Below are 25264 nucleotides of genomic sequence, written 5' to 3'. Positions count from 1 at the left end.
GCAGGACGGTCCCGGAGGACCGGCGGTGTGTCAGACGGCTGCTCGCTTGAGCTTGCGGCGCTCGCGTTCGGACAGGCCGCCCCAGATGCCGAAGCGCTCGTCGTTCGCGAGGGCGTACTCGAGGCACTCGGCTCGGACCTCGCAGCCTGTGCAGACGCGCTTGGCCTCGCGGGTCGAGCCGCCCTTCTCGGGGAAGAACGCCTCGGGGTCGGTCTGTGCGCACAGCGCGCGGTCCTGCCACGCGAGGACCGTGTCGTCGGTGTCGATGCCGAGCGCGAGGATCTCCGCCCCCACGGGACGGCTCGCGTCAGACGGGAATGGCCCGTCCGTCTCGAGCAGGTTCCACATGGTGCTCCCCCTTCGTCGCTTCGTGCTGAGTCGATCGCTGCACAGGTGTGAAGACCGGGGCACCGTCGCCCTGCACCTGCGCCGACCGACGCCACGTGTGGCTTCGACCGTCGATCCGTTACCCAAATTACATGCGTGTCATCCTCGGAAGTCAAGCCGTGGTGTGATAGCCCCGCCGTGAGGAACGTCCCAGGGACGTGTCACGGACGCGCTGACCAGGCCGCACGAGGTCGCCAGCAGGTCACGAGACGCCTCGACCGAGGCAAAGGCTAGGTAGGCTTGTCACATGTCGACCTCCCCCGTCGCGGCGATCCTCGCGACCCTCTCCCAGGATCCCGGCCGTCCCCGCCTCACGTGGTACGGACCCGACGACGAGCGGGTCGAGCTCTCGGGCGCCGTCCTGACGAACTGGGTGACGAAGACCTCGAACCTCCTCGTCGAAGAGCTCGACGCAGCTCCCGGCACCGTCGTCGCCCTCGACCTGCCCGCGCACTGGCGCACCCTCATCTGGGCCCTCGCGGTGTGGCGCACCGGCGCGACGCTCACGCTCGTCTCCCCCAAGGACGACGAGGTCACGGCCGACGTCGCGATCACCCACCGTCCCGGCGCATGGGCCTCGTACGACGTCCCGCTCGTCGCCGTCGCGCTGCCCGCGCTCGCCCGCACCTTCGACGGCCAGCTGCCGTCCGGCGCGATCGACGCCGCAGGCGCCGTCATGACATACGGCGACGTCCTCGGCCCCGTCGTCGACCCCGTCCCGGACTCGCTCGCGATCATCACCGGCGCCTTCCGCGGCGCCGTGACCGTCTCGTACAACGACCTCGTCGACTGGGCCGAGTCCGCGCGCGTCGCCCCTCAGGGCGACCGCATCCTGCTGACGTCCGACGCCGACTGCGTCACGTGCGCGGACGAGCCCACGACCCACCACGCCGATCACCTCGGCCGCCGCGGCAAGCTCCTGCAGACGCTGCGGTCCTCGCTCAACGCCTGGTCGACGGGCGGCTCCGTCGTGCTCCTCGACCCGACGCAGACGCAGCGCATCTCCACACGCGAGGCGCGCGCCCACCTCGTCGAGATCGAGCGCATCGGTCGCTGACCCGCGGCACGCTGCGCCGCGCGAACCGACGCGGCGCAGCGTCACCCCTGGCAGGCAGTGAGCCGGTAGACGGTCGCCGTCCCCTGGCTGTCGACGACCTCGACACCCTCGGCGGGCGCGCGGTGCAAGCCCGGGGCGCCCGCATCGACCTTCGCGCCGTCCGCCGCGGTCGCCGCGTCGAGGTACAGGTGCGTGATCCCCGCCCGCCGCACCGCGTCGCACACCGCCGGATCCGTCGTGAGGTCCGCCAACGACGCGCGCAGGAGCCGCTGGTCCTCGGTGAGGTTCGAGACCGACAGCTGCGGCAGGAAGACGCGGCGGTCCGCGACAGCCCACACGAGCGCGGCTCCGTTAGCAGGATCACCGATGACTAGAGCATCGGGCGGAAGCACGCGCTCGAGCCGGCCCAGCAGCACGACCTCGTCGGGCGAGAGCATGTGTCCCCACCGCGTCGCGCCCGGCTCGTAGGCCTCCGCGAAGCGGTGCGCGGTCGCGGGAACCGACCACGGAAGCGTCGTGAGGAGCGCGACCACCGCACCGAGGGCAGCGACGCGGGTGCCCGACGCACACGCGCCTCCCACGACCCGGGCGACGCCGCCGAGCGCCACGTCGCCGCGCACGGTGCTGCCGAGAGCACCGCGCTCACCGACGCGCCGCGCCCACCACCGGGCAACGACGCCGCCGAAGACGAGGCACCCCAGCGCCGCGAGCGGAAGAGCCACGACCGGGACGACCGCCTGGATCCGCGCCGCCTGGGAGTACCAGAGTCCCGTGAACACGCGCAATGGCGTCGACGGGCCCGCGGCGAGCGCCGTGAGCACGAGGACGACCGCCCACGCGGCGACGACCCACGTGATGCCCTGCAGGTCGGCACGGGCACGCTCGACACGCTCCGCAGGCGTCCCGGGCTGAACAGGGAGCCACGGCACGACGCCGACGCGGGAGCGCAGGACGACGACGACACCCGCGAGCGTCGCCCCCATGACGACGAGGTCACCGAACGGCCCCGAGAGCGGCTGGTCGATGAGCACGCCCCCGATCGTCGCGGGATAGAACGCCTTGGTTGCCCGCGGGTAGGACAGCATGTTCTGGATCGTCGGGTTGGTGAGGACGACGACGAGTCCCGCAAGAACACCGAGCCCACCCACGACACCGCCCGCGACGACGCGTCGGCGCTGCCCCGAGGCCCAACGTCGCGAGGCTGCGTGCGTGAGCGACGCGAGCGCGAACGGGCCAAGCAGCAGGGCGAGCGAGAAGACGCCCGAGCCGTGCGCGAGCGCAACGCCACCGACGGCGGTGAGGAGGACGAGGAGCGAGGCCGTAAGGCGCGCCGGCGCGGTGGCGGGCACCCCGTCGTCGACCCGTGCACGGCTCGCGACCGCGAGCGCGACGGTCCCGGGCACGAGCGCGATGGCCGTCGCGAAGGGCCACTGCGCGAGCGTCGAGGCGATGACGGCCGGGAAGGCACCGAACGTGCCGACGAGGAGCAGCGCGAGCGGGGTCGCGGTCCACCAGCGCCACAGGAGCACGCGCACGAGAGCAGCAAGACCGAGCGGCCACACGAGCCCACCGAGCACGAACGTCGACGCGTTCGCAGCGAGCGTCACCGACCCCCCGGCGGGTGCGAGCGCCACCATCGCGTGCCACACGGCCGGGTAGTACACCTGGTCGCCGATCGCCCCGTAGAGAGGGCGCATGGCGCCCCGGTTCGAGGCGAGCCCCGTCTCGTGGACCGCACGCAGGCCATTGAGGTGGAAGACGGCGTCCCACTGCTGCAGCACGGCATCGGGACGTCCCATGCCGAGCGCCATCGGCACGCACAGCAGGACGATCGCGAGAACGAGCGTACCCGCGACCCACCACCACCGACGAGCCCCGAGGTCGAACCGGCGCGCCCAGAGCCCCGCGGGCCGCAGGCCACGCGCCCGACGTTCGTGCGCGACCCACCGGCCGAGCCCCCATGCGGCGAGCGCCGAGACGGCCAGGGCGGCGGCGAGCGGGCCCCAGCCCCACGCAACGCCGAGCTCTCCTGAGACGAGCGCCGTGACGCCGACGAGCGCGACCGAGACGGGGCCTGCGCCCCCGAGCGCGAGGAGCCCGCGCACGCCCGCGAGGCGCAGCAGGACCCACCCCGGGACGACGATGAGCGCCGCGAGGACCGCGGCGGGGACGGCGACGCTCAGCCAGCTCATGCTCGGTGCACGTGCGCGGGAGCGCTCACGATGCCGTGCCCTGTCCGACGACGACGCGCGGCGTCCCCGCCCACAGGGCCGCGTCGGTCACGCGGCGCCCATCGACGAGGAGCCTGAGCCCGGGGAGGGCGGACGGCGCGAGCGTCGCGTAGTCCGCGTGGTCCGTCTGGACGACCGCGAGATCGGCCGGCTCGCCCAGGTGGTGGGGTGTGAAGCCGAGCGCGACGAGCTCGTCGTCGGAGTAGAGCGGGTCGTGGACGCTGACCGTCGCACCGCGCGCCGCAAGTGCGGCGACCGTCGCAAAGACACCCGAGAACGCCGTCTCCTTGACGCCGCCGCGGTAGGCCGCACCGAGGACGACCGCGCGCAGGCCGTCGAGGCTCCCGAGGAGGTCGGCCGCGCGCGCGACGGTGCGCTCGGGCATGGCCGCGTTGACCGCGCGCGCCTCGCGCACGACGGAGGCGTCCGGGTCGACCGACAGGTAGAGGCGCGGGTAGACGGGGATGCAGTGCCCGCCGACCGCGATGCCCGGGCGGTGGATGTGAGAGTAGGGCTGGGAGTTGCACGCGTCGATGACGGCGTAGATGTCGATGCCCACCTTCTCGGCGAAGGCGCCGAACTGGTTGGCAAGGCCGATGTTGACGTCCCGGTACGTCGTCTCGGCAAGCTTGGCCATCTCCGCTGCCTCCGCCGAGCCAAGGTCCCACACGCCGTTGGGGCGCGGCAGGTCAGGACGCTCGTCGAACGTCAGGACGGCCTCGTAGAACTCCGCCGCGCGCGCAGCACCCGCGGTGCTCAGCCCGCCCACGAGCTTGGGGTAGCGGCGCAGATCCGCGAAGACTCGGCCCGTGAGGACCCGCTCGGGCGAGAAGACGAGGTGGAAGTCCTCGCCCTCGACGAGGCCTGACCCGGCCTCGAGCATGGGCTTCCACCGGCTGCGCGTCGTCCCGACCGGCAGCGTGGTCTCGTAGGAGACGAGCGTGCCGGGCGTGAGGTGCGAGGCGAGCTCCGCCGTCGCGGCGTCCATCCAGCCGAAGTCCGGCTGGGCGGTCTGCTCGTCGACGAACAGCGGCACGACGAGGACGACAGCGTCTGCGCCGGGCACCGCGTCCGCGTAGCTGGTCGTCGCGCGCAGGCGTCCCGCGGGGACGAGCTCAGCAAGGCGCTCGGCGAGCTCAGCCTCACCCGGGAACGGCTCCCGGCCCGCGTTGACCGCCGCAACCGTCGTCGGGTTGACGTCGACCCCGACAACCTCGTGGCCCATGCTCGCGAACTGCACCGCGAGCGGGAGTCCGATCTTGCCGAGAGCGATGACTGCGATGCGCATGGAGGTCCTTTGGACGTGGCCGCGAGAAGAAGGACGGCACACGGCCGCCCACCCGTCAGCATAACGAGGGGGGCCTGTGCCGTCGTGACGGCACGAGCGGGCGCGTCAGCGCACGAGCACGGACGCCGCCATGAGCCGGACGGGTGCCTCGCGCGCAAGCGCGTGACGCACGTCCCGCGGCACGAGGGTGGCGGGGGTCCCGTGACGCCGACGGCGGTCGGAGAGCGCCACGAGCCGCTTTGCAGGCTCGTGCGCCGCGATTGCGTCGAGCAGGTCACGCTCGGCGCGCGAGAGGACGTCGAGCACCCCGGGGGCAAGGGCGACGACGGCCGCCGCGCCCGCCGCGAGCGCCGTGCGGTCGTCGTCGTCGAGACCGGACGTCCGACGGTTGTGGACGGCGGCAAGGACGTGGATGCGCACGAGCTTGGCCGCGACCGCCCCGCGGACGCGGACCGCGGCGTCGCGCAGCGCGGGCCGCCCCACGAGATCGAGGACGGGCGCAAGGTCGTCGGCGACGGGGCGCACCGTGAGCGTCACGCGCTCGGCCGCGTCGGCGCCGACGACGTAGGCGGGTCCGCGACGATCGAACGCGATGCCGCGCGCCCCCGCCCACAGGAGCGTGGACGGCGCGAGATCCTCCCCCGAGGGCAGGCCGGGGGTCATGCGGAGCCCGAGCCGGTCGAGCGCGGCGCGCGAGAGCAGCCCGAGCGGGGCCGTGCGGTACGCGAGCCGGTCGCGCACGAGGTCGAGCCCGCGCGTCCGCCACGGCCGGGCGGGCGGTGTCGGGACGACGGCTCCGGCAGCGTGACGCAGCCGCGGCAGGACGGCCTCCGCACCGGTGCGGGCCGCGAGCGCGAGCCACGAGTCGATCGCGCCGACCTCGAGCGCGTCGTCCGAGCCGAGCACCGACACCCACGGGGCGGTCGCCGCCTCGAGACCCGCGTTGAAGGGCCCCGCGGGGCTCGGGATCCCGTCGACGTGCGAGAGCGTGCGGACGCGCGGGTCGTCCGCGAGAACGCCGAGTCGCTCGACGATGCCGGGGACGGGCGTGCCGTGGCACACGACGGTCACCCGCACGTCGGCCTGCGTGAGCAGGACCGACAGGACGGCTCGCTCGACGCGGCGCTCGGGCGTGTGCACCGCGATGACGACGTCGACCTCCGGCTCGTTCACGCCCCCAGCCTAGGGGCGCGTCCGGCTACTCTCGGGACGTGTCCGCGCACTCGCAGCCCTCAGTCCCGCGCCCGCTCCCCGGTCCGGCCTCCGGAGCCGGTACGGGCGCACACCCGCGCGCGCTGCACGTCAACGACGTCGCGGGGGTCGCGTCGACGCTCGTCGCGACGGCTCGCGCTCGCGGACTCGGCTGGGACCTGCGCCGCATCCCTGCGGGACGCGGCGCCCCCGCGCCGATCGTCGCTGCACGACGTGCCCGCGACCTCGCCGGGGCCGTCCTGCCGCTCGCCCGCGCCGACGTCGCGCACCTCCACTACGGCGTCACCGGCTACTACGAATGGGTGACGCGGCGACCCGTCGTCCTGCACCTGCACGGGACTGACCTGCGCGTCGACGCGCGTTCCCGCTGGCTCGGCCCCGTCGTCCGGTCGGCGATGCGCCGCGCGCAGCTCGTGCTCGTCGCGACACCGGACCTCCTCGACCTGGCGCGTGAGCTGCGGGACGACGCGATCTACCTGCCCAACCCGGTGCCCGACGTTCTCTTCGCCCCCGCGGGCTCCGTGCCCGACCCAGCGGGCCCCAGGCGCGGCACGCGCGTCGTGTTCAACATGCGCTGGGACGACGCGAAGGGCGGGACCGCCCTCGTCGCGGCCGCTCGTGCGCTCGTGCGCGACGGTCTCGCGGGCCACGGCGACCTCGACGTCGTCGGGCTCGACTGGGGCGCGCACGCGGCCGAGGCGCGCGCGGCGGGCGTGCGGCTCGTGCCGTTGCAGGACGCGGCGGGCTACCGCGCGCTGCTCGCGGGCGCGGACCTCGTCGTCGGGCAGCAACGGGCCGGAGCGCTCGGCATCTCTGACCTCGAGGCGCTCGCGCTCGGGCGACCGCTCGTCGCCCACGTCCGCGGGGACGAACCCGTCGTGCAGTCCACCGAGGCGGACGTCGTCGACGTCGTCCGCGCGACGCTCACGGCTGGGCCCGACGATGCTCCGGGCGCACGCGCCGCACGCATGGCGTGGGTGCGCGAGCGCCACGGCGCCGACGGCGTGCTCGACCACCTGCTCGGCCTCTACGCAACGCTCTGACGCCGCACCCGACCGGTAGGCTCGCGGCGTGAAGATCCTCTCCGTCGTCGGTGCCCGCCCGCAGTTCGTCAAGCTCGCCCCGGTCGCGCACGCCGCCGCCGCGGCCGGTGTCGAGCACGCGATCGTCCACACGGGCCAGCACTACGACCCCATGCTCTCCGACGTCTTCTTCCGCGACCTCGAGATTCCTGCTCCCGACCGTCATCTTGGCGTTGGCTCGGGCGGTCACGGCGCGCAGACGGGGCAGATCCTCGCGGCCATGGACGACGCGATCGAGGCGCTCGCCCCCGACGTCGTGCTCGTCTACGGCGACACGAACTCGACGCTCGCGGGCGCACTGTCCGCGGTCAAGCTCCACGTGCCCGTCGCGCACCTCGAGGCCGGGCTGCGCTCGTTCAACCGGGCGATGCCCGAAGAGATCAACCGGGTCCTCACGGACCATGCCGCCGACCTGTGCCTCGCCCCGACCGAGGTCGCCGTGCGGCACCTCGCCGCGGAAGGCCTCGCGGCGCGGGCCGTGCTCGTCGGCGACGTCATGACGGACGTGCTGCTCCAGGTGCGCGAGCGGGCGCTCGCCGATACCGCGGCCGTCGACGCGGTTCTCGCGGCGGCGGGACTGGCGCGCGGGGAGTTCCTCGTCGCGACGCTCCACAGGGCAGAGAACACCGACGACCCGGTTCGGCTGCGCGCGATCGCGGCCGAGCTCATGGCGCTGCCCCTTCCGGTCCTGCTGCTCGCGCACCCGCGGCTCATGGCGCGCGCCGCCGAGGCGGGGATCGAGTGGACAGGCGCCGTACGGCCCCACGCACCTCTCGCGTACCCCGAGCTCGTCGGAGCCGTGATCGCGTCGCAGGGCGTCGTCACGGACTCGGGTGGCCTCCAGAAGGAGGCCTTCCTCCTCGGCGTGCCGTGCACCACGGTCCGCACCGAGACCGAATGGGTCGAGACCGTCGAGCTCGGCTGGAACGTCCTCGTCGACCCGCGCGACCCCGCGGGCACGCACGGCGGCACGTCGCTCGGCGCGGCCGCCGCCCGGCCCGCGCCGGAGCCCACGGACGCCACCCCGTACGGCGACGGTCATGCCGCCCCGCGCACGATCGAGGCCCTCCGCTCGCTCGTGACGAGCTAGTACCCACCCCGGGCGCGTGCCGCACCGTGCGCGCGGCGATACGCTGAGGGACGAGCCGATGTGCCCGCCCTGACCCGGGAGGTTCACGATGTCCGCACTCGTCCGCAACTACGCGCCGCTCCCCGTCGTCCTCAGCCACGGCGAGGGCGCGTGGGTCCACGACACGTCCGGCCGACGCTACCTCGACCTGCTCGCCGGGTACTCCGCCCTGAACTTCGGGCACCGCCACCCCGCGCTCGTCGCCGCCGCGCACACCCAGCTCGACCGGCTCACGCTCACGTCGCGCGCATTCGAGCATCCGTTGCTCGAGCCGTTCGCCGAGGCACTCACCGCACTCACCGGAACCGAGCGGTTCCTTCCGATGAACACGGGCGCCGAAGCCGTCGAGACCGCGATCAAGGCCGTGCGGCGGTGGGGCTACCTCGCGCGCGGCATCCCCGAGGGCGAAGCGACGATCATCGTCGCGGACGGCAACTTTCACGGCCGCACGACGACCATCACGTCGTTCTCGACCGACCCCGACGCCCATGACCACTTCGGGCCGTACACGCCCGGGTTCCGCGTCGTCCCCTACGACGACATCGAGGCCGTGCGTGCCGCGATCGACGAGACGACGGTCGCCGTACTCATCGAGCCCGTCCAGGGTGAGGCGGGCGTCGTCATCCCCACCTCCGGCTACCTCCCCGCGCTGCGGGCGCTGTGCGACGTCACGGGCACCATGCTCGTGCTCGACGAGGTGCAGTCAGGGCTCGGCCGCACCGGCACGACGCTCGCCGCGCAGCTGAGCGACGTACGCGCCGACCTCACCTGCCTCGGCAAGGCGCTCGGCGGCGGCATCCTGCCCGTGAGCGGGGTCGTCGGCCGGGCCGACGTCCTCGACCTCCTCACCCCCGGGACCCACGGCTCGACGTTCGGCGGCAACCCGCTCGCGTGCGCGGTCGGCCTCGCCGTCGTCGGGCTCCTTGAACCCGGCGACCTGCAGGCGCGAGCGCACGACCTCGGCGACCACCTGCGGCACGCGGCCGACGGCCTTGTGCGGGACGGCCTGCTCGACGAGGTGCGGTCGGTGGGGCTCTGGGCCGGGATCGACGTTCCCGCGGCCTGGGGAGTGCCGGGCCGCACAGTCTGCGAACGGCTCGCCGCACGCGGCGTGCTCGCCAAGGAGACGCACGGCCGTACGTTGCGCCTCGCACCACCGTTGACGATCCGCGTCGACGACCTCGATCACGGCCTCGGCATGCTCCGCGACGCGCTCGAGTCCCTGCGTCCCTGACCCGGCTGCACGAACACGCGGGCGGGGGCGCCCCCTCGGGTCGCCGCCGCCCGCGGTGCTCAGAACTTCATGCAGAACTGGTACGGGATTCCGTTCGCGTACCCGGAGTGCTGCATCGCCTTGGCGGTCTTGGGGCCGTAGACGCCGTCCGCCACGACACCGACCTTGCGCTGCACCGAGATGAGCGCTGAGCGGGTCGCCGGACCAAAGACGCCGTCGACTGCAATCTTGTGGCCGTAGCAGTAGCGGATGCTCTCTTGCAGCCACTTCACTGGGTTGCCCCTCCGCCCCTGGGACAGCTTGCAGACATACGTCGACGTCCCCGAGGCCACGTAGCCGGGAACGCCGAGGTTGCCCGCGCGCGTGTAATGGCCATTGCAGAACGGGGTGGCCGCCGAGGCGGGTGCAGCGGTCGCAGTCGCGACAGCAAAGCCGCCGAACGCGAGCGCAACGGTCGCGAGCGCGCTCAAGGCACGTCGTTGAATCTGACGCATGCGAAAGACCTCCATGGTGTCCACGTGGCGCCGATCGACGCCGTCACAACCGTAACGAAGGTCACATCAGCCCGCATCCGGAGCGACCGACCACACCCGCACGGAAATCGCAGACGCTGCCAGGTCCGTCAGATGTCGTAGACCGCCGTGAGGGGCGCATGATCCGACCACCGCGCGTCGTAGCTCTCGGCCCGACCCACGCTGATCGACTGCGCCGCGGCCGCGAGCTCAGGCGTCGTCATGTGGTAGTCGATCCGCCAACCGGAGTCGTTGTCGAACGCCTGACCACGGTTGGACCACCACGTGTATGGCCCCGGGACGTCACCCGCGAAGCGACGCCCCAGATCGACGAAGCCGAGCTCGCCGAACCACAGGTCGAGGTAGGCACGCTCCTCAGGCAGGAATCCCGCGCTCTTGAGGTTGCCCTTCCAGTTCTTGATGTCGTTGTTCGTGTGCGCGATGTTGATGTCACCCGCGACGACGCCGAGCCCACCCGCTGCGGCAATCTCACGCAGGCGAGTCGTGACCTTCTCGAGGTGCGCGTACTTCTGGTCCATCTTCGGCGTCCCCGCCGTGCCCGAGTGGATGTACGTCGAGACCACCGTGAGCGACGCCCCCGAGGGCAGCTCGACATCGGCCTCGACCCACCGGCCCGTGTCGACGTCCGGCTCGGTCTCCGTGAGCCCCACGCGGACGGTCGACAACGGCAGTCGCGTCGCGATCGCGACCCCCGCCCGCCCCTTGATGTCGCAGGCCTGGTGCACGACGTGCCAGTCCTCACCGAGCAGGTCGTGGACCACGTCGTCCGGAGCACGCACCTCCTGGAGCAGCAGGACATCCGGAGCCTCGGTGGCGAGCCAGGCGTCCATGCCCTTGCGGTAGGCGGCACGGATGCCGTTGACATTGACCGTCGTGACCTTGATCGGCACGTGAGCTCCTGCGAGTGCGTGGGGGCGAGTCCGGGGGTGCCCGGCGATCCATCCTCCCCCATGCCTCAGACATCCGGTACGGGGAGCAGAGCGTCGGACACAAGGGGGGACGACAGCGGTGCCGCGCGCTCACGCGCACGGCACCGCTGCGGAGGGCAGGTCAGCGCACGACGCGCATCACCTTGACGGTCGAGCTCTGCGTCCCGGCAGAACCCGAGTACTTCACGGTGTAGACGTGAAGGCCCCGACGAGGCTGAGCGACCCGGATCGTCGCCTCGCCCCGGCGCAGGACGACCGTCGTCGTCCGGCCCCGGTCCATGCGCACCGAGACCACACCCGTCGGGACGTAGCCCTTGGCCGTCACGGACACCCGGACGGTGCGCCCGTCACGCGAGACCGACGCCTTGACCTTCGCCCGCGCCTTGACGACCTTGAGCGTCGTGATCTTCGACGTGCCCGCGTGCGTCGTCGACGTGCCCGAATACCGCGCCCACAGCTGGTGCGTGCCCGCCGCAAGCGTCCGCGGCAGCGCAACCGTCACCTTGCCCGTGCGTCCCGACACCGTGAGCGTGCCGAGCGCCACGCGTCGGGTGCCGTCGTAGATGCCGACAACACCCTGCGGCGCAGACGTCCTGCCGGTGACGGTCACGGTGACCTTCGCCGCCTTCCCGTACGTGACGCGCGCGGGAGCGACCTTCATCCGCACCACCACGGGCGACTTCGTCTCAGGGGGCGTCGGCCGCGCCGCGATCGTCACGATGCTCGTCGCCGACCTCGAGGCCTCGTACGCGGTCTCGTCGGACGGGACGAACCGTGCCGAGAGACGGTGGACACCGCGCTCGAGGCTCGACGTCGACAACGTCGCACTGCCCGTCGTCACGGTCGCACGCCCGAGCACGGTGCGTCCGTCACGGAACTCGACGACACCCGCAGCATCCGCGGGGGCGACCTTCGCCACGAGGGTGAGCGTGCGCCCCTCGATGCGGTCCCCCGTCACGGCCAAGGTCGTGCGCGTCGTCTCCGGATCGACGACGACCGGCGCCGTCACGACGAGCGGGATCACGACGACCGTGCCCGACGGCGCGACAGTGAGGCGCAACGTCGTCGCACCCGCGGCCTCAGCCGGGACCGTGCCGCTCACGGTCGCCGCACCCTCGGACACCGTGAGGGTGCCGAGCGCGATGCCCGCCTCGGGGAGCGTGCCCCCGTGGAACGTCGCCGTGAGCGACGTGTTGCGCGGCGAGCCGAGACTCGTGAGGTCCAGCCCAGCGACGCCGAACGACAGCGCCGCCCCCGTCTCGACCGTCGTGGGAGCACCCACGACCTCGACCGCGCGCTCAGCGAACGACGGTGTGAGCGCCGGGTGCGACCCGAGGTAGGCGATCCACGCGTCACGGTCGATGAGCCCCGAGTCGACCGTGCCCGTGCCCTGCGTGAAGATCCGGAAGTTGTCGCCACCGGTCGCGAGGTACGAGAACGTCCCGACGCGGAACGAGTCCGACGCCGCCACCAGCGCGCCGTCGACCGTGATCGACGTGATCCGATCACCGAGGTCACGCGTCGAGTCGAACGTGTACGAGACGTTGTCGGACAGTCCCAGCTGCAGATAGGCGCGCGACGGGATCGTCCCGTCCGCGTTCGTCTGCCACTGCTGCTCGAGCATCGTCTTGAGCTGCGCGCCCGTGAGCGTCGTCGACCAGAGGTTGTTGACGAACGGCAGCACCGCGTTGGCCTCGGCGTACGTGACGACGCCATCGGTCGCCTCGTCCCCACTCTTCGCAAACAAGAGCTCGTTGCGCAGGCCGCCCGGGTTGACGACGCCGATGTCGGCGCCCGCCTGGTGGTTGCCCAGCGTGTCACGCAGCGCATTGGCGACGAGGTTGCCGAGGGTCGACTCCGCGCCACGGTTGTCACGCGTGCCACCCGCGTAGCCGTCGTCGCCGTACGCGCCTCCGACGAACGCAGTCGTGATGTCTGCGGTCACCGACCCGACGGGCTGCTTGCCGACCTCGGCCGCCGCGGCGAGCGCCGCGTCGACGATCGTCTTGACCTCGGCCACCCGCGGGAACTCCGCGACCAGCTCGGCGTCACCCGTCGTCGTGCGCGCCACGTTCTTCGCGGATGCGTCACTCACGTCACCCGAGGCGACGTCGATCGTGAGGTCGACCACGCCGATGTGCTCGCCGTAGTTACCGGTCTGGACGATCGGACGCTCACCGCCGCCCGTCACCGGCGCGAGCCACGCGTACTGCTTGTGCGTGTGGCCCGTGAAGACGACGTCGACCAGCGGGGACGTGTCCGTGACGATCGCTGCGAACGCCCCGCCCTTGGCCAGCTCAGCCTCAAGCGTCGTCCCCTCAGAGTCCCCTGCCGACGCACCCTCGTGGTACTCGGCCACGAGGACATCAGCCTCGCCGTTGTCCGGGTTGCCGTCGGACAGTGCCGCGGCCACACGGTTGACCGCCTCGACCGGATCACCGAACTCGAGGTCGGCGACGCCCGTGGGCGTGACGAGCGTCGGGACCTCTTCCGTCACGGCACCGATGACACCGATCGTCAGACCCCCGCGCTCGACGAGCGCGTACTCGTCGAGAACCGGTGTCGTCGTCCCCTTCGCATAGACGTTCGCACCCAGGTACGGGAAGTCCGCCGCGGCGTCGACGCGACCCGTGAGGTCGTCCGCGCCCTTGTCGAACTCGTGGTTGCCGACGGCCGAGGCCGCGAGGCCAAGAGCATCGAGCACCTCGAGCGTCGGAGCGTCGTCCGCGAACGCGGACGCGAAGAGGGAGGCGCCGATGTTGTCGCCTGCGGACAGGAACACGGACTCGTCCGCCTCCTTGCGCAGCTGCTCGATCGTGCCCGCAAACTTCACCGTGTTCGCGTCGATGCGGCCATGGAAGTCGTTGATGTTGAGCAGCCGGAGGTTCACGCTCGTCGGCGGCGCATCGTTCGACGCGAACGCGGCGATGACGGGGTCATGGTCGGAGGACCGGTAGGCGCTGACGTCGTAGAAGAGCGTGCCGTGGTTGTTGTAGCGCGAGTACTCAAGGGCGATCGACTCCGGAGCGTTGATGTTCCAGATATCGGCACCGGTCGTGCGCTCGAGGAACGAGGCGTTGAGCAGCACGTGGTCGAGCGAGCCCGACAGCCCCTGGTAGGAGTACGAGTGCTCCGTCGCCGGGTTCTTCGTCTGCGCGTCGGTGTAGCCCGCGTCGTAGAGGACCTGCATCGGGTCCTCCTGGGCGTAGGAGTTGAAGTCGCCGACGAGCGCGACGTCTGCGACGTCGTGGCCGTCTGCGGCGAGGTCGGCGAGGACCGTCGGGACCCAGGCCGCGAGCGCGGTCGCCTGAGCGACGCGTGACGCGTTCGACGAACCCTGCCCGTCGTTGCTGTCGGCGTCGCCGGGCAGCGGTCCTGCCGAGCCCTTGGACTTGAAGTGGTTGACGACGACGAGGAAGGGCTCGCCACCCTCGGCGGGGGCGAACGCCTGGCCGATCGGCTCACGCGCGTTGACGAACGGCTCGCCCGAGCCCGAGCTGTCTCCGAGCGCGACCGAGGCGCCCACGGGCGTCACCTGGCCGGTCTGGTAGATGACTGCGTTGGTGATGACGTCCTGCTCGCTGACGGGCGGCAGGTCGGCGGACGAGCGCACGTAGTCCCAGCGGTCGCTGCCTGCCCGCGCGTTGAGCGCGGCGACGAGCGTCCCGACCGCCTCGTCGACCGGCGCCCCGAGCTTGACGGAGTTCTCGATCTCCATGAGGCCGACGACGCTCGCGTCAACCGCAGTGATGGCTGCGACGATCTTGTCCTGCTGACGCTCGAGGCTTGCCTGGTTCCACGCGCCACGCGGGCCGTCACCCGGGCACTCGCGGACCGTGATGCCGTTGCCCTCCCGGTCCTCGTACGGCACGCAGCCGGCGACGTCCGCGCCGAGCGTCGTGAAGTAGTTGAGGACGTTGAAGGACGCCACGGTGAGGTCGCCGTTGCCGAGCTGCGCCGCTGCGGGGGCAGCGGTGCGGGTGTTCTCGAACGAGGCGGTCTCGCTTCCGGGCGTCACCTGCGTCGTGGGGTTGAGCTTCCACGCGTTGTTGCGGTAGTCGACGACGAGCGGGCTGTCGAACGTCACGGCTGCGCCGACACGGACGGGTTCGCTGAGCGAGACGTACGGGGGCGTGAGCCCGCGGTTGGCGGAGCTGAGGAAGTTCGTCGAGGCGCCGTCGTCGAGGATGACGCCGCGTGCGGCGTTGTCCTCAGCTGTCTCGGCAGCCCCTGCAGAGCCAGGGCGAGCGGCATCGGTCGGCTGGCGCAGGGGCGTCGTGCCGGCAGCGAGGCCCACCTCGCCGTACTGGTTCGTCGAGTACGTGTTCGAGACGGTCATGTCACCCTGAGGCGCGATGAGCATCGATTCGATCGCTTCGCGCGCCGCGTCGGTCGTGGGCCAGGCGATCTCGAGCGGAACGGCTGCGCCCTCACCCTCACGGGTCGCGGTGATCTCGAGGCCGGGGCCGCTCAGCTGAGTGAGGCCTGAGAACTCGCCGGCCGTTCCGGTCACGGTGACGTGGTCGCCGATCTCGACGGTGATCGCGCTGCCCGCGTGGTAGACGAAGATCGCGTCCGAGGCGTCCGGCGTCGTGTCCGTGCCGGGCGTCTGGATGACGATCCCGCGGTAGCCGCCGGTCGGGTACGCGGCCGTGACGACGCCCGTCGTGCGCACGATCTCACCGGCAAGCGGGGTCTGTGCGCCCGAGCCCTGGATCTCGGCGATCGTCCGCGTCGTGGGGTCGGTCGTCGTCGGCTCGTCGGTCGGCTCGTCGGTCGGCTCGTCGGTCGGCTCGTCGGTCGGCTCTGGGTCCGGCTCGCCCGGCGCCTCTGTCTCACCGAGTGCATTCGTCGGGGAGGGCTCACCCGCGGTGAAGTCAGCGCCGTTGTTGGCGGTGTTGACACCGTCAGTCCGGCTCACCGACGTGCTGTTCGACGTCGCCGGCGCGGCGCTCTGCGCGAAGTCGTTCGCGCTCCCGGTGCCGACGAAGTCGACGACCTCGGCCGCCGCAGTGCACGAGGTGCCGCAGGTCAGTGCCGTCGTCGTGCTGACGAGCGCAATCTTGCCCGCAGCGCCCGCCATCGCGGTCGTCCCGCCCACATCCGGTGTCGGGAGCGCAGCGCTACCCCCCGCGCCGTCGGCCTGCTTGACGAGGAAGTGGCCCTTCGCGGGGATCGCCCCGGCAAGGGGCGTGGCAGCCCACGAGCTCCCGCCGGCCGACGCGTACTGGATGCTCCAGCCGTCGAGCGACTGAGGTGCGTCAGAGGGGTTGTAGAGCTCGACGAAGTCGCTCATCCAGAACGATCCGCTGTTACCACCCCCTCCGTAGACCTCGTTGATGACGACGGACGCCTCGGGCGAGACGGCAGCTGAGGCCGTTCCCGCTGTCACGAGGCCGACGGCCCCGATCATCGAGGCGCTGGCGAGCGTCGCGACGACGCGTGCCTGCACCGAGCTCTTGCGCATGGAAACCCCAATCTCGCACGTGCGCCGTTGCACGTGCTGGTCGACGGTGGGGACAGGCTCAGCCCGTTCTCCGCCTGTCGCCACCGCTCACGGCGCCTAGGACTGTCCAAGGACACCCCGGGGAGGTGTCTGACGTGGGGTCACCAGATGAACGCGGCCGTGCGCGCCGGTGTCGGCTTGCCCGGCGTCGGGGCTGGTCGGGAGCGCGCGTCGAGCATCGACGGGGCAATCCCGCGCCCGGCGCCTGCCGAGCGCACGTCGTCCAGGGGCACCGGGGTGAGCGGCGGGTGAGAGGCCTCGGCGGCCCCGCGCGCATCCCGGCATGCGGCCGGTGATCTCGCGGCGTGGAACGTCCCCGTGCGCGCAGCGCTCAAAAGACCGCAGGGTGCGTGCCGCTCAGCGTGCGGCGCGCTCCGCCGTGTCGACGACGTTCGCGAGGAGCATCGCCCGCGTCATGGGGCCGACCCCGCCCGGGTTGGGCGAGATCCACGACGCCACCTCGGCGACGGCGGGGTCGACGTCGCCCAGGAGCGTGGCCTTGCCCGTCTCGGGATTCTCGACACGGCTCACACCGACGTCGATGACGATCGCGCCCGGCTTGACGTCCTCGGCCCGCACGACGTGCGCGACCCCCGCCGCGGCCACGATGACGTCCGCGCGCCGCAGGTGCGCGGCGACGTCGACCGTCCCGGTGTGCGTGAGCGTCACGGTCGCGTTGACCTCCTTGCGGGTGAGCAGGAGCCCGATCGAACGCCCCACGGTCGTGCCACGACCGAGCACGACGATGTCCTTGCCCGCGAGGTCGATCCCGTACCGCCCCACGAGCTCGAGGATGCCTGCGGGGGTGCACGGCAGCGGTGAGTCGATCGCGCCGCTCACACGCAGGACGAGTCGCCCCAGGTTTGTCGGGTGGAGGCCGTCGGCGTCCTTGTCCGGGTCGATGAGCTCGAGCACACGATGGGTGTCGATGCCGCGCGGGAGCGGCAGCTGGACGATGTAGCCCGTGCACGCCGGGTCAGCGTTGAGCCGCTCGATCGCGGCCTCGACGTCAGCCTGGGTGGCGTCGGCCGGAAGGTCCACGCGGATCGACGCGATCCCGACCTCGGCGCAGTCACGGTGCTTGCCCGCGACGTACGCCTTCGAACCAGGGTCCTCGCCGACGAGGACGGTCCCGAGGCCGGGCGTCACACCCTGCGCGGTCAGTGCCGCGACCCGCTCGGCAAGCTCAGCCTTGAGGGCGGCCGCCGTGGCCTTCCCGTCGAGAATCTGTGCGGTCATGTGTCTCCTCCCGCGCACGTCCGCCCGGCCGGGACAACCCGGCCGGGCGGACACGCGTGTCAGTACTGCTGCAGGTCGGGGTAGAGCGGGAAGGCGTCCGCGAGGTTCTGCACGCGAGCGCGCAGGGCCTCGATGTCGGCACCACCCTTGAGAGCCGTCGCGATGATCTCGGCAACCTCGGCGAACTCCGTGTCGCCGAAGCCACGCGTCGCGAGCGCGGGCGTGCCGATGCGCAAGCCCGACGTCACGCGCGGGGGGCGCGGGTCGAACGGGACGGCGTTGCGGTTGACGGTGATGTCGACCGAGTGCAGGAGGTCCTCAGCCTGCTGGCCGTCGAGGTCGGAGTGGCGCAGGTCGACGAGCACGAGGTGGACGTCGGTCCCGCCCGTGAGCACGTCGACACCCGCCGCACGCACATCGGCGGCCGTGAGGCGCTCAGCGATGATCCGCGCTCCGGCGAGCACGCGCTCCTGGCGCTCCTTGAACCCCTCGGACGCAGCAATCTTGAACGAGACGGCCTTCGCGGCCACGACGTGCATGAGCGGGCCACCCTGCTGCCCCGGGAAGACGGCCGAGTCGATCTTCTTCGCGTACTCCTCGCGCGAGAGGATGAAGCCCGAACGGGGGCCACCGATCGTCTTGTGGACCGTCGAGGAGACGACGTCCGCGTACGGCACCGGGTTGGGGTGCAGGCCCGCGGCGACGAGACCGGCGAAGTGGGCCATGTCGACCCAGAGCTTCGCACCCACCTCGTCAGCGATCGACCGGAAGGCCTCGAAGTCGAGGTGACGGGGGTAGGCGGACCAGCCACCGATGATGACGTCGGGGCGGGCAGCGAGCGCCTGCTCGCGCACCTTGTCCATGTCGAGGCGCATCGTGTCAGGGTCGACGCCGTACGCGGCAACCTCGTAGAGCTTGCCCGAGAAGTTGATCTTCATGCCGTGGGTGAGGTGACCACCGTGGGCGAGCTCAAGGCCCATGATCTTGTCGCCTGGCTTGATGAGCGCGTGAAGGACGGCAGCGTTCGCGGTCGCACCCGAGTGGGGCTGGACGTTCGCGTGCTCGGCGCCGAAGAGCGACTTGGCGCGCGAGATCGCGAGCTCTTCAGCGATGTCGACCTGCTCGCAGCCACCGTAGTAGCGGCGACCCGGGTAGCCCTCGGCGTACTTGTTCGTGAGAACCGAACCCTGGGCCTCAAGGACCGCCCGCGGGACGAAGTTCTCCGACGCGATCATCTCGAGAGTGCCGCGCTGACGCGCGAGCTCACCGTCGAGGACCGCGGCGATCTCCGGATCGACCTCGGCGAGGCCTTGGTCGAGGACCGGCTCGTGCTGGCTCATTCGCTGTCTCCTTCAGACGTGGTGGACGTGCAGTCAGATGCATGTCTGTGCGGGTGCCGGGCGGGCACGCGCACGACAGTGCGGTGACCGGGGCCCAGGCGAACGACCCGAAGTCGGAGAAGAAGGTGTCGCTCCCCGGTGGTGACCCACCTGAATGCGCCAGTCGCGACGATGAACAGCCTAGCAAGGTCGAGGGCTGCCACGCGTGCGGCCGCTCCCCGACGGTGAGCCTCTCAGCCCTCGACGTCCTCCCCGAGGATGCGCCGCAGGTAGGCGTACGTGAGGTCGCCGACCGTCTCGTCGAACTGGTGCTCGTAGCCCCGGTTCTGGTACATCGCGAGGTTCTGCTTGGAGTCACGGCCCGTGAACACCCAGATCTCCTCCGTCTCGTCAGGCAGCAACGGCGCGACCGCGAGCATCATCTGCGTGCCGATCCCCTCGCCCTGGCGGTCGGGGGCGACCGCGAGCCGGCCGAGGGTCGCCTTGTCGTCCTCAATCTCGATCCGTACCGACCCGATGAGGCGTGTGCCGTCCCACGCACCGAGCGTGATGACGCCCGCCGCCTCGATGTCGGCCCGCAGCTCGCTCAGGGTCTGCGTGAGCGGGGGGATGAACGGATCGTCGTACGTCTGCGCCTCCGTGACGAACGCAGCACGCCGCAGCGTGAGGAGCTCGCCTGCGTGCTCGAGGGAGACGGGTCCGATGCGGAGGGCGTCGTTCATAGCCTCATCGTGTCAGGTACGTGCCCCGCCCGCATGTGTCGTCCACGACAACGGACAGCGACGAACGTCGTGGCCGCCGCGACCGCCGCCGGGCGTCCGCAGGGTGCTGCGTCCCGCCGCGCGCACGGCCGGTGGACTACCCTCGCCCCGTGACCACCGCCGCCCTCAGCGCCCTCGACGCCACCGCTTCACCCGACCCGACGCACTGGGTCCTCGCCCTCTCGTGCCCGGACCGCCCCGGGATCGTCCACGCGGTCACGGGTGTGCTCGCGGCGCACGGCGGCAACATCACCGAGTCCCAGCAGTACGGCGACCCCGAGACGGACCTCTTCTTCATGCGCGTCCAGGTGCGGTCGTCAGCCGCGCCCGACGAGCTGCGCGGAGCCATCGGCGAGCTCGCCACCCGGTTCGGCATGACGTGGACGCTCGACGTCGTCGGCCGTCCCGTGCGCACGCTCGTGCTCGTCTCCAAGGCCGCGCACTGCCTCAACGACCTGCTCTTCCGCGAACGGTCCGAAGGGCTCGAGATCGACGTCGTCGGTGTGGTCGGCAACCACGCCGACCTCGCGCCGCTCGCCGCGTTCTACGGCAAGCCGTTCCACCACGTCCCGGTCACGAAGGACACCAAGGCCGACGCCGAGGCGCAGCTGCTCGCCCTCGTCGAGGAGCACGGTGTCGAGCTCGTCGTTCTCGCGCGCTACATGCAGGTCCTCTCGGACGACCTGTGCCGCACGCTCGAGGGCCAGGTCATCAACATCCACCACTCGTTCCTGCCGTCGTTCAAGGGCGCCAAGCCCTACCACCAGGCACACGCACGCGGCGTCAAGCTCATCGGTGCGACGAGCCACTACGTGACGGGTGACCTCGACGAGGGCCCGATCATCGAGCAGGACGTCGAACGTGTCGACCACTCACGGTCGACCGACGCGCTCGTCGCTCTCGGCCAGGACGTCGAGCGCCGCGTCCTGGCCCGCGCGGTGCGCTGGCACTCCGAGCACCGCATCCTGCTCAACGGGCACCGGACCGTCATCTTCCGCTGAGGACTCCCGCACGCCGCCGGTGCGAGGACGTGTCGATCGCAACCGCGAGCACGAGCGTGACCGCGAGGACGAGGTAACGCACGGCCGGCGGGGCGCTCGTCATCGCCAGCCCCGTCGAGATCGACTGCACGACGAGCACGCCGAGGAACGCGGACCACGCGGAGCCGCGCCCGCCGTAGAGGCTCGCGCCCCCGATGAGCGCTGCGGCGATCGCGGTGAGGCTCAGCTCTGCGCCTCCCGACCCCTGGTTGGCCGCCGCGAGGCGGCCCACCGCGAGCACACCACCGAGCGCGGCGAGGGTCGAGCACAGGACGTACACCGAGATCGTCACGCCCTTGACCGACAGGCCTGCGCGTCGCGCCGACTCAGCATCGCCCCCGACCGCACGCACCGCACGGCCCCACCGCGTCCGGCGGACAGCCACGTCGACAAGGGCAACCGCGGCGAGGAACACGACGAACATCGCGCCCACACCACGGTCCGTCGACAGGTAGGCGGCCCCGCCAAGAAGAACGACGGCCAGGCCGACGAGCCGCACCGTGATCTCTTCCCACGACCGCGCAGGCAGTCCCGCGCTCATGCGGTGTCGGCGGTCGCGCACGCTGAGGACCGCGACGGCCGCGACGACGACGATGCCGCCGCCGAGCGCTGCGGACGGCTCGAGGTAGGTGGCCTGCGCGAAGCGCACGAGCCACGACTCGTACGGCACGTTGACCGACCCGGTCGCGCCGAGCACCGTGAGCTGCAGACCGTGAGCGGCCAGCAGGCCGGCGAGCGTGAGCACGAGCCCGGGCACACCGAAGCGTTGGCTCACGATGCCGTAGCCGAGCCCGACGACGGCGCCCGCCCCGACCGCCGCGATGACCGAGAGCCACATGGGCAGTCCGGCCTGCTGGCTGCCGACGGCGACGATCGCGGACCCCAGTGCCGAGACAGCGCCAACCGACAGGTCGAGCTGGCCGATGAGCATGACGAGGACGACACCCAGCGCGAGGAGCCCGACGACAGCCGACTGCTGCGTGACGTTGACGAGGTTGTCGGCCGAGAGGAACGCGGGGGCGAGCACGCCGAAGCCGATCCACACGACGACGAGCGCGGCGACGCCTCCCAGGGAGCGCAGCTGGCCGGTGCGAGCGCGGTCGACGACCTCCCCGACGGCCTCGGCGACGTGCCGCAGCACGGGCAGCTCGGCGACGCGGTTCATCGGGACTCCTCCGAGGGGGATGCGGGCGGCGCGGTGAGAGGGACGTCGGACGGCGCGTGGACCGTGCGCGCGCCCGTGACGGCGGCGATGAGGTCCTCGTAGCTGGTCCGCGCGGCGTCGAAGACGGGGCCGCGACGACCGAGGCGCAGCACGGCGATGCGGTCGGCGACCGCGTGGACGTCGGACATGTTGTTCGAGACGAGGACGACCGCGTGACCGCGGTCGCGGAGCCGTTCGACGAGCGTGAGAACCTCGGCCGTCTGGGCGATCCCGAGCGCGGCCGTCGGCTCGTCGAGCATGACGACCCGTGGCTCGCCGAGCAGGGCACGCACGATCGCGACAGCCTGCCGCTGCCCGCCCGAGAGCGCCCCGACGGGGACGCGCACCGACGGGACACGCACCGCGAGCTGGCCGAGCAGTTCCCATGACCGGCGCTCCATCTCGACCTCGTCGAGCATCCCGGCCCGGAGCCGCTCGTTGCCGAGGAAGATGTTCTCGACGACGTCGAGGTTCTCGCACAGCGCGAGGTCCTGGTAGACGGTCGCGACACCCGCCGCTCGCGCCGCCGCGGGCGTCGAGAGCTCCGTACGGACGCCGTCGACCTCGACGAAGCCCGCGTCGGGCACGACGTCGCCCGCGAGCACCTTGACGGCGGTCGACTTGCCCGCGCCGTTGTCGCCAATGATCGCGAGCACCTCCCCCGCGTGGACGTCGAGGTCGACGTCGACGAGCGCTCGGACGGCGCCGAACGACTTCGAAACGCCTCGCAAGGCGAGGACTGCGGGCGCGCTCATGGACGACTCCTCGACAGAAGGCCGGCGTCTTCGCAGGCCTGGATGTATGGATCGACGCAGATCTCTTCGACCGTGAAGACTCCGCGGCCGAGGATCGTCGCGGCAATGTCGCCGCGTGCCACGGCAAGCGGGGTGAGGAGCACGGCGGGCACCCGGTCAAGCGTCTGCTCGGCCGCAGGGTTCTCGCCCTGGGCGAGTCGCACCGCGAGCTCCCCCGCGGTGCGGGCTTGCTCGCGGATGTCCTTGTAGACGGTCATGTGCTGGTCACCCGTGAGGATGCGGCGCACGGCCGCAAGCTCGGCATCCTGACCCACCGTGATGGGCAGCGGCCGCAGCGCTGCGGCGCGCATCGCCGAGGTCGCCCCCGCGGCCATCGCATCGTTCGCGGCGTACACGCCGACGATGCGGTCGGAGAACCGAGCCACCTGGTCAGCGACCCAGTCCTGGGCCTTGTCGGGTGACCAGTCGGGGACGTCGTACGTCGCAAGGACGCGCAGCCCCGCGCCGTCGATGACGGGCGTGCGTCCCCGGGCGAGCTGCGCCGAGTTCGGGTCCGTCGATGCACCGCCGAGGACGAGGATGCCGCGGTCGTCACCCGGACTCGGCACGAACCCCTGGGCAGCGAGGCCCTCAAGGAGCCCGAGCGCCTGGATGCGCCCGATGCGCTCGGAGTCGAACGACACGTAGAACGCGACGTCGGGGCTGTCGAGGAAGCGGTCGTAGGCGATGACGGGCACGCCTCGCTCGCTCGCCTCGGTGACGATCGACAGCGCCGAGGCGCCGTCGACCGCGGTGAGCACGAGGACGTCGGCGCCGCGCGCGAGAAACGACTGGGCCTGCTCAAGCTGTGTGAGCGCGTCCTGCTGGGCGTTGGCGTGGAGGAACGTGCACGACGCGCAATGCTCGGCGACGACCGCTGCGATCCCGGGACGGTCGATCTGCTCCCAGCGCGCGGTCTTCGCGTCAGGCAGCAGGAGCGCGATCGTCGGCCCCTCCTCGTGCGAGGCCGTCCCCGGGGTGCAGGCGGCAAGGAGCAGCAGGGCGCCGACGACGAGCGCGGCAAACCCACGCGCCGAAGAACGGTGTCTCATGAGCCCCCCAGCGCGGGCGAGAAGTTCACGTGGTCGAGCGCGAGCAGGAGCGCTCCCCGAAGCTCGGCCTCGGGACCGAGCTCCCCCACGACGACGTCGACTGCGCCCGCGAACGTCGGGAACGCGCGGCGCGCCAGGACGGAGCGCAGCGGCCCGAGGAGGATCTCCCCGGCTCCCGCCACGGGTCCGCCGATGACGACGACGTCCGGGTCGAGCGTCGTGCACAGCGTCGCCACGGCCGCGCCCAGGTGCCGGCCCGCGTCCTCGACCACGCGCGAGCAACCCGGGTCGCCCGCGGCGGCGCGCTCGAGCACCGCCGAGAGCGAGAGGTGCCCGTGCGACGGGGCAAGCACCGCGATGAGGGCGGCAGAAGCAACGTACATCTCGAGGCAACCACGGTTGCCGCAGCGGCACACCGCACCGTTCTCGTCGATCGAGACGTGCCCGATCTCGCCCGCGGCACCGGCCCGGCCGCGGTGGAGGCGTCCGCCGAGGACGAGCCCGGCCCCGACCCCGTGCGAGATGCGCACGTAGACGGCGTTGTCGCGGCCGCGCGCGGCGCCGGAGCGATGCTCGGCGAGCGCACCGAGATTCGCGTCGTTGTCGACGTGCACCGGCACGGCGAGCTCGGCCGCGAGGACGTCCGGAACGCTCACGCCGTCCCAGCCGCGCAGGAGACCCCGGGTCGAGACCGTTCCGGTCGCGGGGTCGACCGGCGCGGCAACCGCCACGCCGACGCGCAGCAGCTCGGCCCGGCTCGCGTCGACCTGCTCGAGCAGCTCATCGATGACCATGACGACGCGGTCGAGGCCGAAGTCGGCGCGGTGGTCGGGCGGCAGCGGCATGCGCACCTCGGCGACGACGCGGTGGGCCGTGTCGGCAAGCGCGACGCGGAGCGTCCTGAAGCCGAAGTGGACTCCGGCGACAAGGCCGAGGCTGCGCGCGAGCGTCACCTGTTGCGCCCGGCGGCCGGAGCGGGACGTCGGGGCGGTGGCGAGGACACCGGCGGCGGTGAGCTCCTTGACGATGTTCGACACGGTGGCCGGGGACAGCCCTGTGACGCCAGCCAGCTCGACCTGCGTGAGGGCGCCGCGCTGCTGGACCGCATGGAGGACACGGGCCCGGTTGGCCTCGCGGAGCGAGGTCTGGGAACCCGGCGTCTGCCGGTCGATGCTCACGGTCACTGATCCTACGCGGACGGCGCTCACCTGCGGGACCGCCCGCCGGGCGGCAGGACTGCGCCCCA

The 25264-nt window shown here is 71.9% G+C and carries 20 protein-coding genes and 1 riboswitch; of the genes, 5 read left to right on the top strand and 15 right to left on the bottom strand.

Annotation, left to right across the window (positions count from 1 at the left end):
* Positions 1 to 30 precede the first annotated feature (30 nt).
* Complete coding sequence (locus tag ACTVCO_RS03495) at positions 31 to 348, bottom strand: WhiB family transcriptional regulator (RefSeq protein ID WP_443726987.1); 318 nt, start codon at positions 346 to 348, stop codon at positions 31 to 33.
* 286 nt (positions 349 to 634) lie between these two features.
* Here ACTVCO_RS03495 and ACTVCO_RS03490 point away from each other — a divergent pair, with 286 nt between their 5' ends.
* A complete protein-coding gene (locus tag ACTVCO_RS03490; RefSeq protein WP_443726986.1) occupies positions 635 to 1444 on the top strand; it encodes a TIGR03089 family protein in 810 nt (269 codons plus the stop codon).
* 41 nt (positions 1445 to 1485) lie between these two features.
* Here the strand turns inward: ACTVCO_RS03490 and ACTVCO_RS03485 are convergent, their stop codons facing one another.
* The 3 genes from ACTVCO_RS03485 to ACTVCO_RS03475 form a co-directional block, all read right to left on the bottom strand.
* A complete protein-coding gene (locus ACTVCO_RS03485) occupies positions 1486 to 3636 on the bottom strand; it encodes a DUF6541 family protein (RefSeq protein WP_443726985.1) in 2151 nt (716 codons plus the stop codon).
* Positions 3637 to 3661: 25 nt separating this feature from the next.
* Positions 3662 to 4963: a nucleotide sugar dehydrogenase gene (locus tag ACTVCO_RS03480; RefSeq protein WP_443726984.1), complete on the bottom strand. Its 1302-nt coding sequence runs from the start codon at positions 4961 to 4963 to the stop codon at positions 3662 to 3664.
* Positions 4964 to 5068: 105 nt separating this feature from the next.
* Positions 5069 to 6136 carry a glycosyltransferase gene (locus tag ACTVCO_RS03475; protein WP_443726983.1) on the bottom strand — a complete coding sequence of 356 codons (1068 nt, stop codon included), beginning with the start codon at positions 6134 to 6136 and terminating at the stop codon, positions 5069 to 5071.
* A gap of 38 nt (positions 6137 to 6174) precedes the next feature.
* On the opposite strand from ACTVCO_RS03475, the gene ACTVCO_RS03470 reads away from it, so the two are divergent.
* The 3 genes from ACTVCO_RS03470 to rocD all read left to right on the top strand — a co-directional run bounded on the left by ACTVCO_RS03470 (position 6175) and on the right by rocD (position 9620).
* The gene (locus tag ACTVCO_RS03470; RefSeq protein WP_443726982.1) at positions 6175 to 7218 is read left to right on the top strand and encodes a hypothetical protein; all 1044 of its coding nucleotides are present in this window, start codon (positions 6175 to 6177) and stop codon (positions 7216 to 7218) included.
* A 28-nt stretch (positions 7219 to 7246) separates the two neighbouring features.
* A complete protein-coding gene (gene wecB, locus ACTVCO_RS03465) occupies positions 7247 to 8347 on the top strand; it encodes a non-hydrolyzing UDP-N-acetylglucosamine 2-epimerase (RefSeq protein WP_443726981.1) in 1101 nt (366 codons plus the stop codon).
* An 88-nt stretch (positions 8348 to 8435) separates the two neighbouring features.
* Complete coding sequence (gene rocD / locus ACTVCO_RS03460) at positions 8436 to 9620, top strand: ornithine--oxo-acid transaminase (protein WP_443726980.1); 1185 nt, start codon at positions 8436 to 8438, stop codon at positions 9618 to 9620.
* Between the two features lie 59 nt (positions 9621 to 9679).
* Here rocD and ACTVCO_RS03455 read toward each other — a convergent pair whose 3' ends face one another.
* The 7 genes from ACTVCO_RS03455 to ACTVCO_RS03425 all read right to left on the bottom strand — a co-directional run bounded on the left by ACTVCO_RS03455 (position 9680) and on the right by ACTVCO_RS03425 (position 19889).
* Entirely contained in the window at positions 9680 to 10129 is a 450-nt protein-coding gene (locus tag ACTVCO_RS03455; protein ID WP_443726979.1) for a peptidoglycan-binding domain-containing protein, read from the bottom strand.
* A gap of 113 nt (positions 10130 to 10242) precedes the next feature.
* A complete protein-coding gene (locus tag ACTVCO_RS03450; RefSeq protein ID WP_443726978.1) occupies positions 10243 to 11043 on the bottom strand; it encodes an exodeoxyribonuclease III in 801 nt (266 codons plus the stop codon).
* 160 nt (positions 11044 to 11203) lie between these two features.
* A complete protein-coding gene (locus tag ACTVCO_RS03445; RefSeq protein WP_443726977.1) occupies positions 11204 to 16549 on the bottom strand; it encodes an ExeM/NucH family extracellular endonuclease in 5346 nt (1781 codons plus the stop codon).
* 140 nt (positions 16550 to 16689) lie between these two features.
* Entirely contained in the window at positions 16690 to 16821 is a 132-nt protein-coding gene (locus tag ACTVCO_RS03440) for a hypothetical protein (RefSeq protein ID WP_443726976.1), read from the bottom strand.
* Positions 16822 to 16945: 124 nt separating this feature from the next.
* On the bottom strand, positions 16946 to 17827 hold the full coding sequence (locus ACTVCO_RS03435; protein WP_443726975.1) for a bifunctional methylenetetrahydrofolate dehydrogenase/methenyltetrahydrofolate cyclohydrolase: 882 nt from the start codon (positions 17825 to 17827) through the stop codon (positions 16946 to 16948).
* Between the two features lie 59 nt (positions 17828 to 17886).
* Entirely contained in the window at positions 17887 to 19167 is a 1281-nt protein-coding gene (gene glyA, locus ACTVCO_RS03430; RefSeq protein ID WP_443726974.1) for a serine hydroxymethyltransferase, read from the bottom strand.
* Positions 19168 to 19252: 85 nt separating this feature from the next.
* A riboswitch (ZMP/ZTP riboswitch) is annotated at positions 19253 to 19344 on the bottom strand.
* Between the two features lie 56 nt (positions 19345 to 19400).
* Positions 19401 to 19889 carry a GNAT family N-acetyltransferase gene (locus ACTVCO_RS03425; RefSeq protein ID WP_443726973.1) on the bottom strand — a complete coding sequence of 163 codons (489 nt, stop codon included), beginning with the start codon at positions 19887 to 19889 and terminating at the stop codon, positions 19401 to 19403.
* A gap of 149 nt (positions 19890 to 20038) precedes the next feature.
* Here ACTVCO_RS03425 and purU point away from each other — a divergent pair, with 149 nt between their 5' ends.
* Entirely contained in the window at positions 20039 to 20929 is an 891-nt protein-coding gene (gene purU, locus ACTVCO_RS03420) for a formyltetrahydrofolate deformylase (protein ID WP_443726972.1), read from the top strand.
* On the opposite strand, the gene ACTVCO_RS03415 is transcribed toward purU, so the two are convergent.
* Genes ACTVCO_RS03415 through ACTVCO_RS03400 form a run of 4 tightly spaced genes read right to left on the bottom strand, consistent with a single transcriptional unit; the run spans position 20916 to position 25196 of the window.
* The gene (locus ACTVCO_RS03415; protein ID WP_443726971.1) at positions 20916 to 22133 is read right to left on the bottom strand and encodes a sugar ABC transporter permease; all 1218 of its coding nucleotides are present in this window, start codon (positions 22131 to 22133) and stop codon (positions 20916 to 20918) included. The two genes, purU and ACTVCO_RS03415, sit on opposite strands and share 14 nt — an antisense overlap.
* Positions 22130 to 22927: an ATP-binding cassette domain-containing protein gene (locus ACTVCO_RS03410; RefSeq protein ID WP_443726970.1), complete on the bottom strand. Its 798-nt coding sequence runs from the start codon at positions 22925 to 22927 to the stop codon at positions 22130 to 22132. Before ACTVCO_RS03410 ends, ACTVCO_RS03415 begins: the two co-directional genes overlap by 4 nt.
* Entirely contained in the window at positions 22924 to 24018 is a 1095-nt protein-coding gene (locus tag ACTVCO_RS03405) for a substrate-binding domain-containing protein (RefSeq protein ID WP_443726969.1), read from the bottom strand. Before ACTVCO_RS03405 ends, ACTVCO_RS03410 begins: the two co-directional genes overlap by 4 nt.
* Complete coding sequence (locus ACTVCO_RS03400; RefSeq protein WP_443726968.1) at positions 24015 to 25196, bottom strand: ROK family transcriptional regulator; 1182 nt, start codon at positions 25194 to 25196, stop codon at positions 24015 to 24017. Before ACTVCO_RS03400 ends, ACTVCO_RS03405 begins: the two co-directional genes overlap by 4 nt.
* Positions 25197 to 25264 lie beyond the last annotated feature (68 nt).

The organism is Sanguibacter sp. A247, from assembly GCF_052324925.1.
Classification (GTDB): Bacteria; Actinomycetota; Actinomycetes; order Actinomycetales; family Cellulomonadaceae; genus Flavimobilis.
Note: the sequence above shows the minus strand (reverse complement) of the source record. Positions and strands in the feature narration are given on the sequence as shown.

Coding starts and splice junctions, on each gene's coding strand:
- ACTVCO_RS03495 (WP_443726987.1), bottom strand. CDS start 348: ATGTGGAACCTGCTCGAGACGGACGGGCCATTCCCGTCTGACGCGAGC.
- ACTVCO_RS03490 (WP_443726986.1), top strand. CDS start 635: ATGTCGACCTCCCCCGTCGCGGCGATCCTCGCGACCCTCTCCCAGGAT.
- ACTVCO_RS03485 (WP_443726985.1), bottom strand. CDS start 3,636: ATGAGCTGGCTGAGCGTCGCCGTCCCCGCCGCGGTCCTCGCGGCGCTC.
- ACTVCO_RS03480 (WP_443726984.1), bottom strand. CDS start 4,963: ATGCGCATCGCAGTCATCGCTCTCGGCAAGATCGGACTCCCGCTCGCG.
- rocD (WP_443726980.1), top strand. CDS start 8,436: ATGTCCGCACTCGTCCGCAACTACGCGCCGCTCCCCGTCGTCCTCAGC.
- ACTVCO_RS03455 (WP_443726979.1), bottom strand. CDS start 10,129: ATGGAGGTCTTTCGCATGCGTCAGATTCAACGACGTGCCTTGAGCGCG.
- ACTVCO_RS03445 (WP_443726977.1), bottom strand. CDS start 16,549: ATGCGCAAGAGCTCGGTGCAGGCACGCGTCGTCGCGACGCTCGCCAGC.
- ACTVCO_RS03435 (WP_443726975.1), bottom strand. CDS start 17,827: ATGACCGCACAGATTCTCGACGGGAAGGCCACGGCGGCCGCCCTCAAG.
- glyA (WP_443726974.1), bottom strand. CDS start 19,167: ATGAGCCAGCACGAGCCGGTCCTCGACCAAGGCCTCGCCGAGGTCGAT.
- ACTVCO_RS03425 (WP_443726973.1), bottom strand. CDS start 19,889: ATGAACGACGCCCTCCGCATCGGACCCGTCTCCCTCGAGCACGCAGGC.
- ACTVCO_RS03415 (WP_443726971.1), bottom strand. CDS start 22,133: ATGAACCGCGTCGCCGAGCTGCCCGTGCTGCGGCACGTCGCCGAGGCC.
- ACTVCO_RS03410 (WP_443726970.1), bottom strand. CDS start 22,927: ATGAGCGCGCCCGCAGTCCTCGCCTTGCGAGGCGTTTCGAAGTCGTTC.
- ACTVCO_RS03405 (WP_443726969.1), bottom strand. CDS start 24,018: ATGAGACACCGTTCTTCGGCGCGTGGGTTTGCCGCGCTCGTCGTCGGC.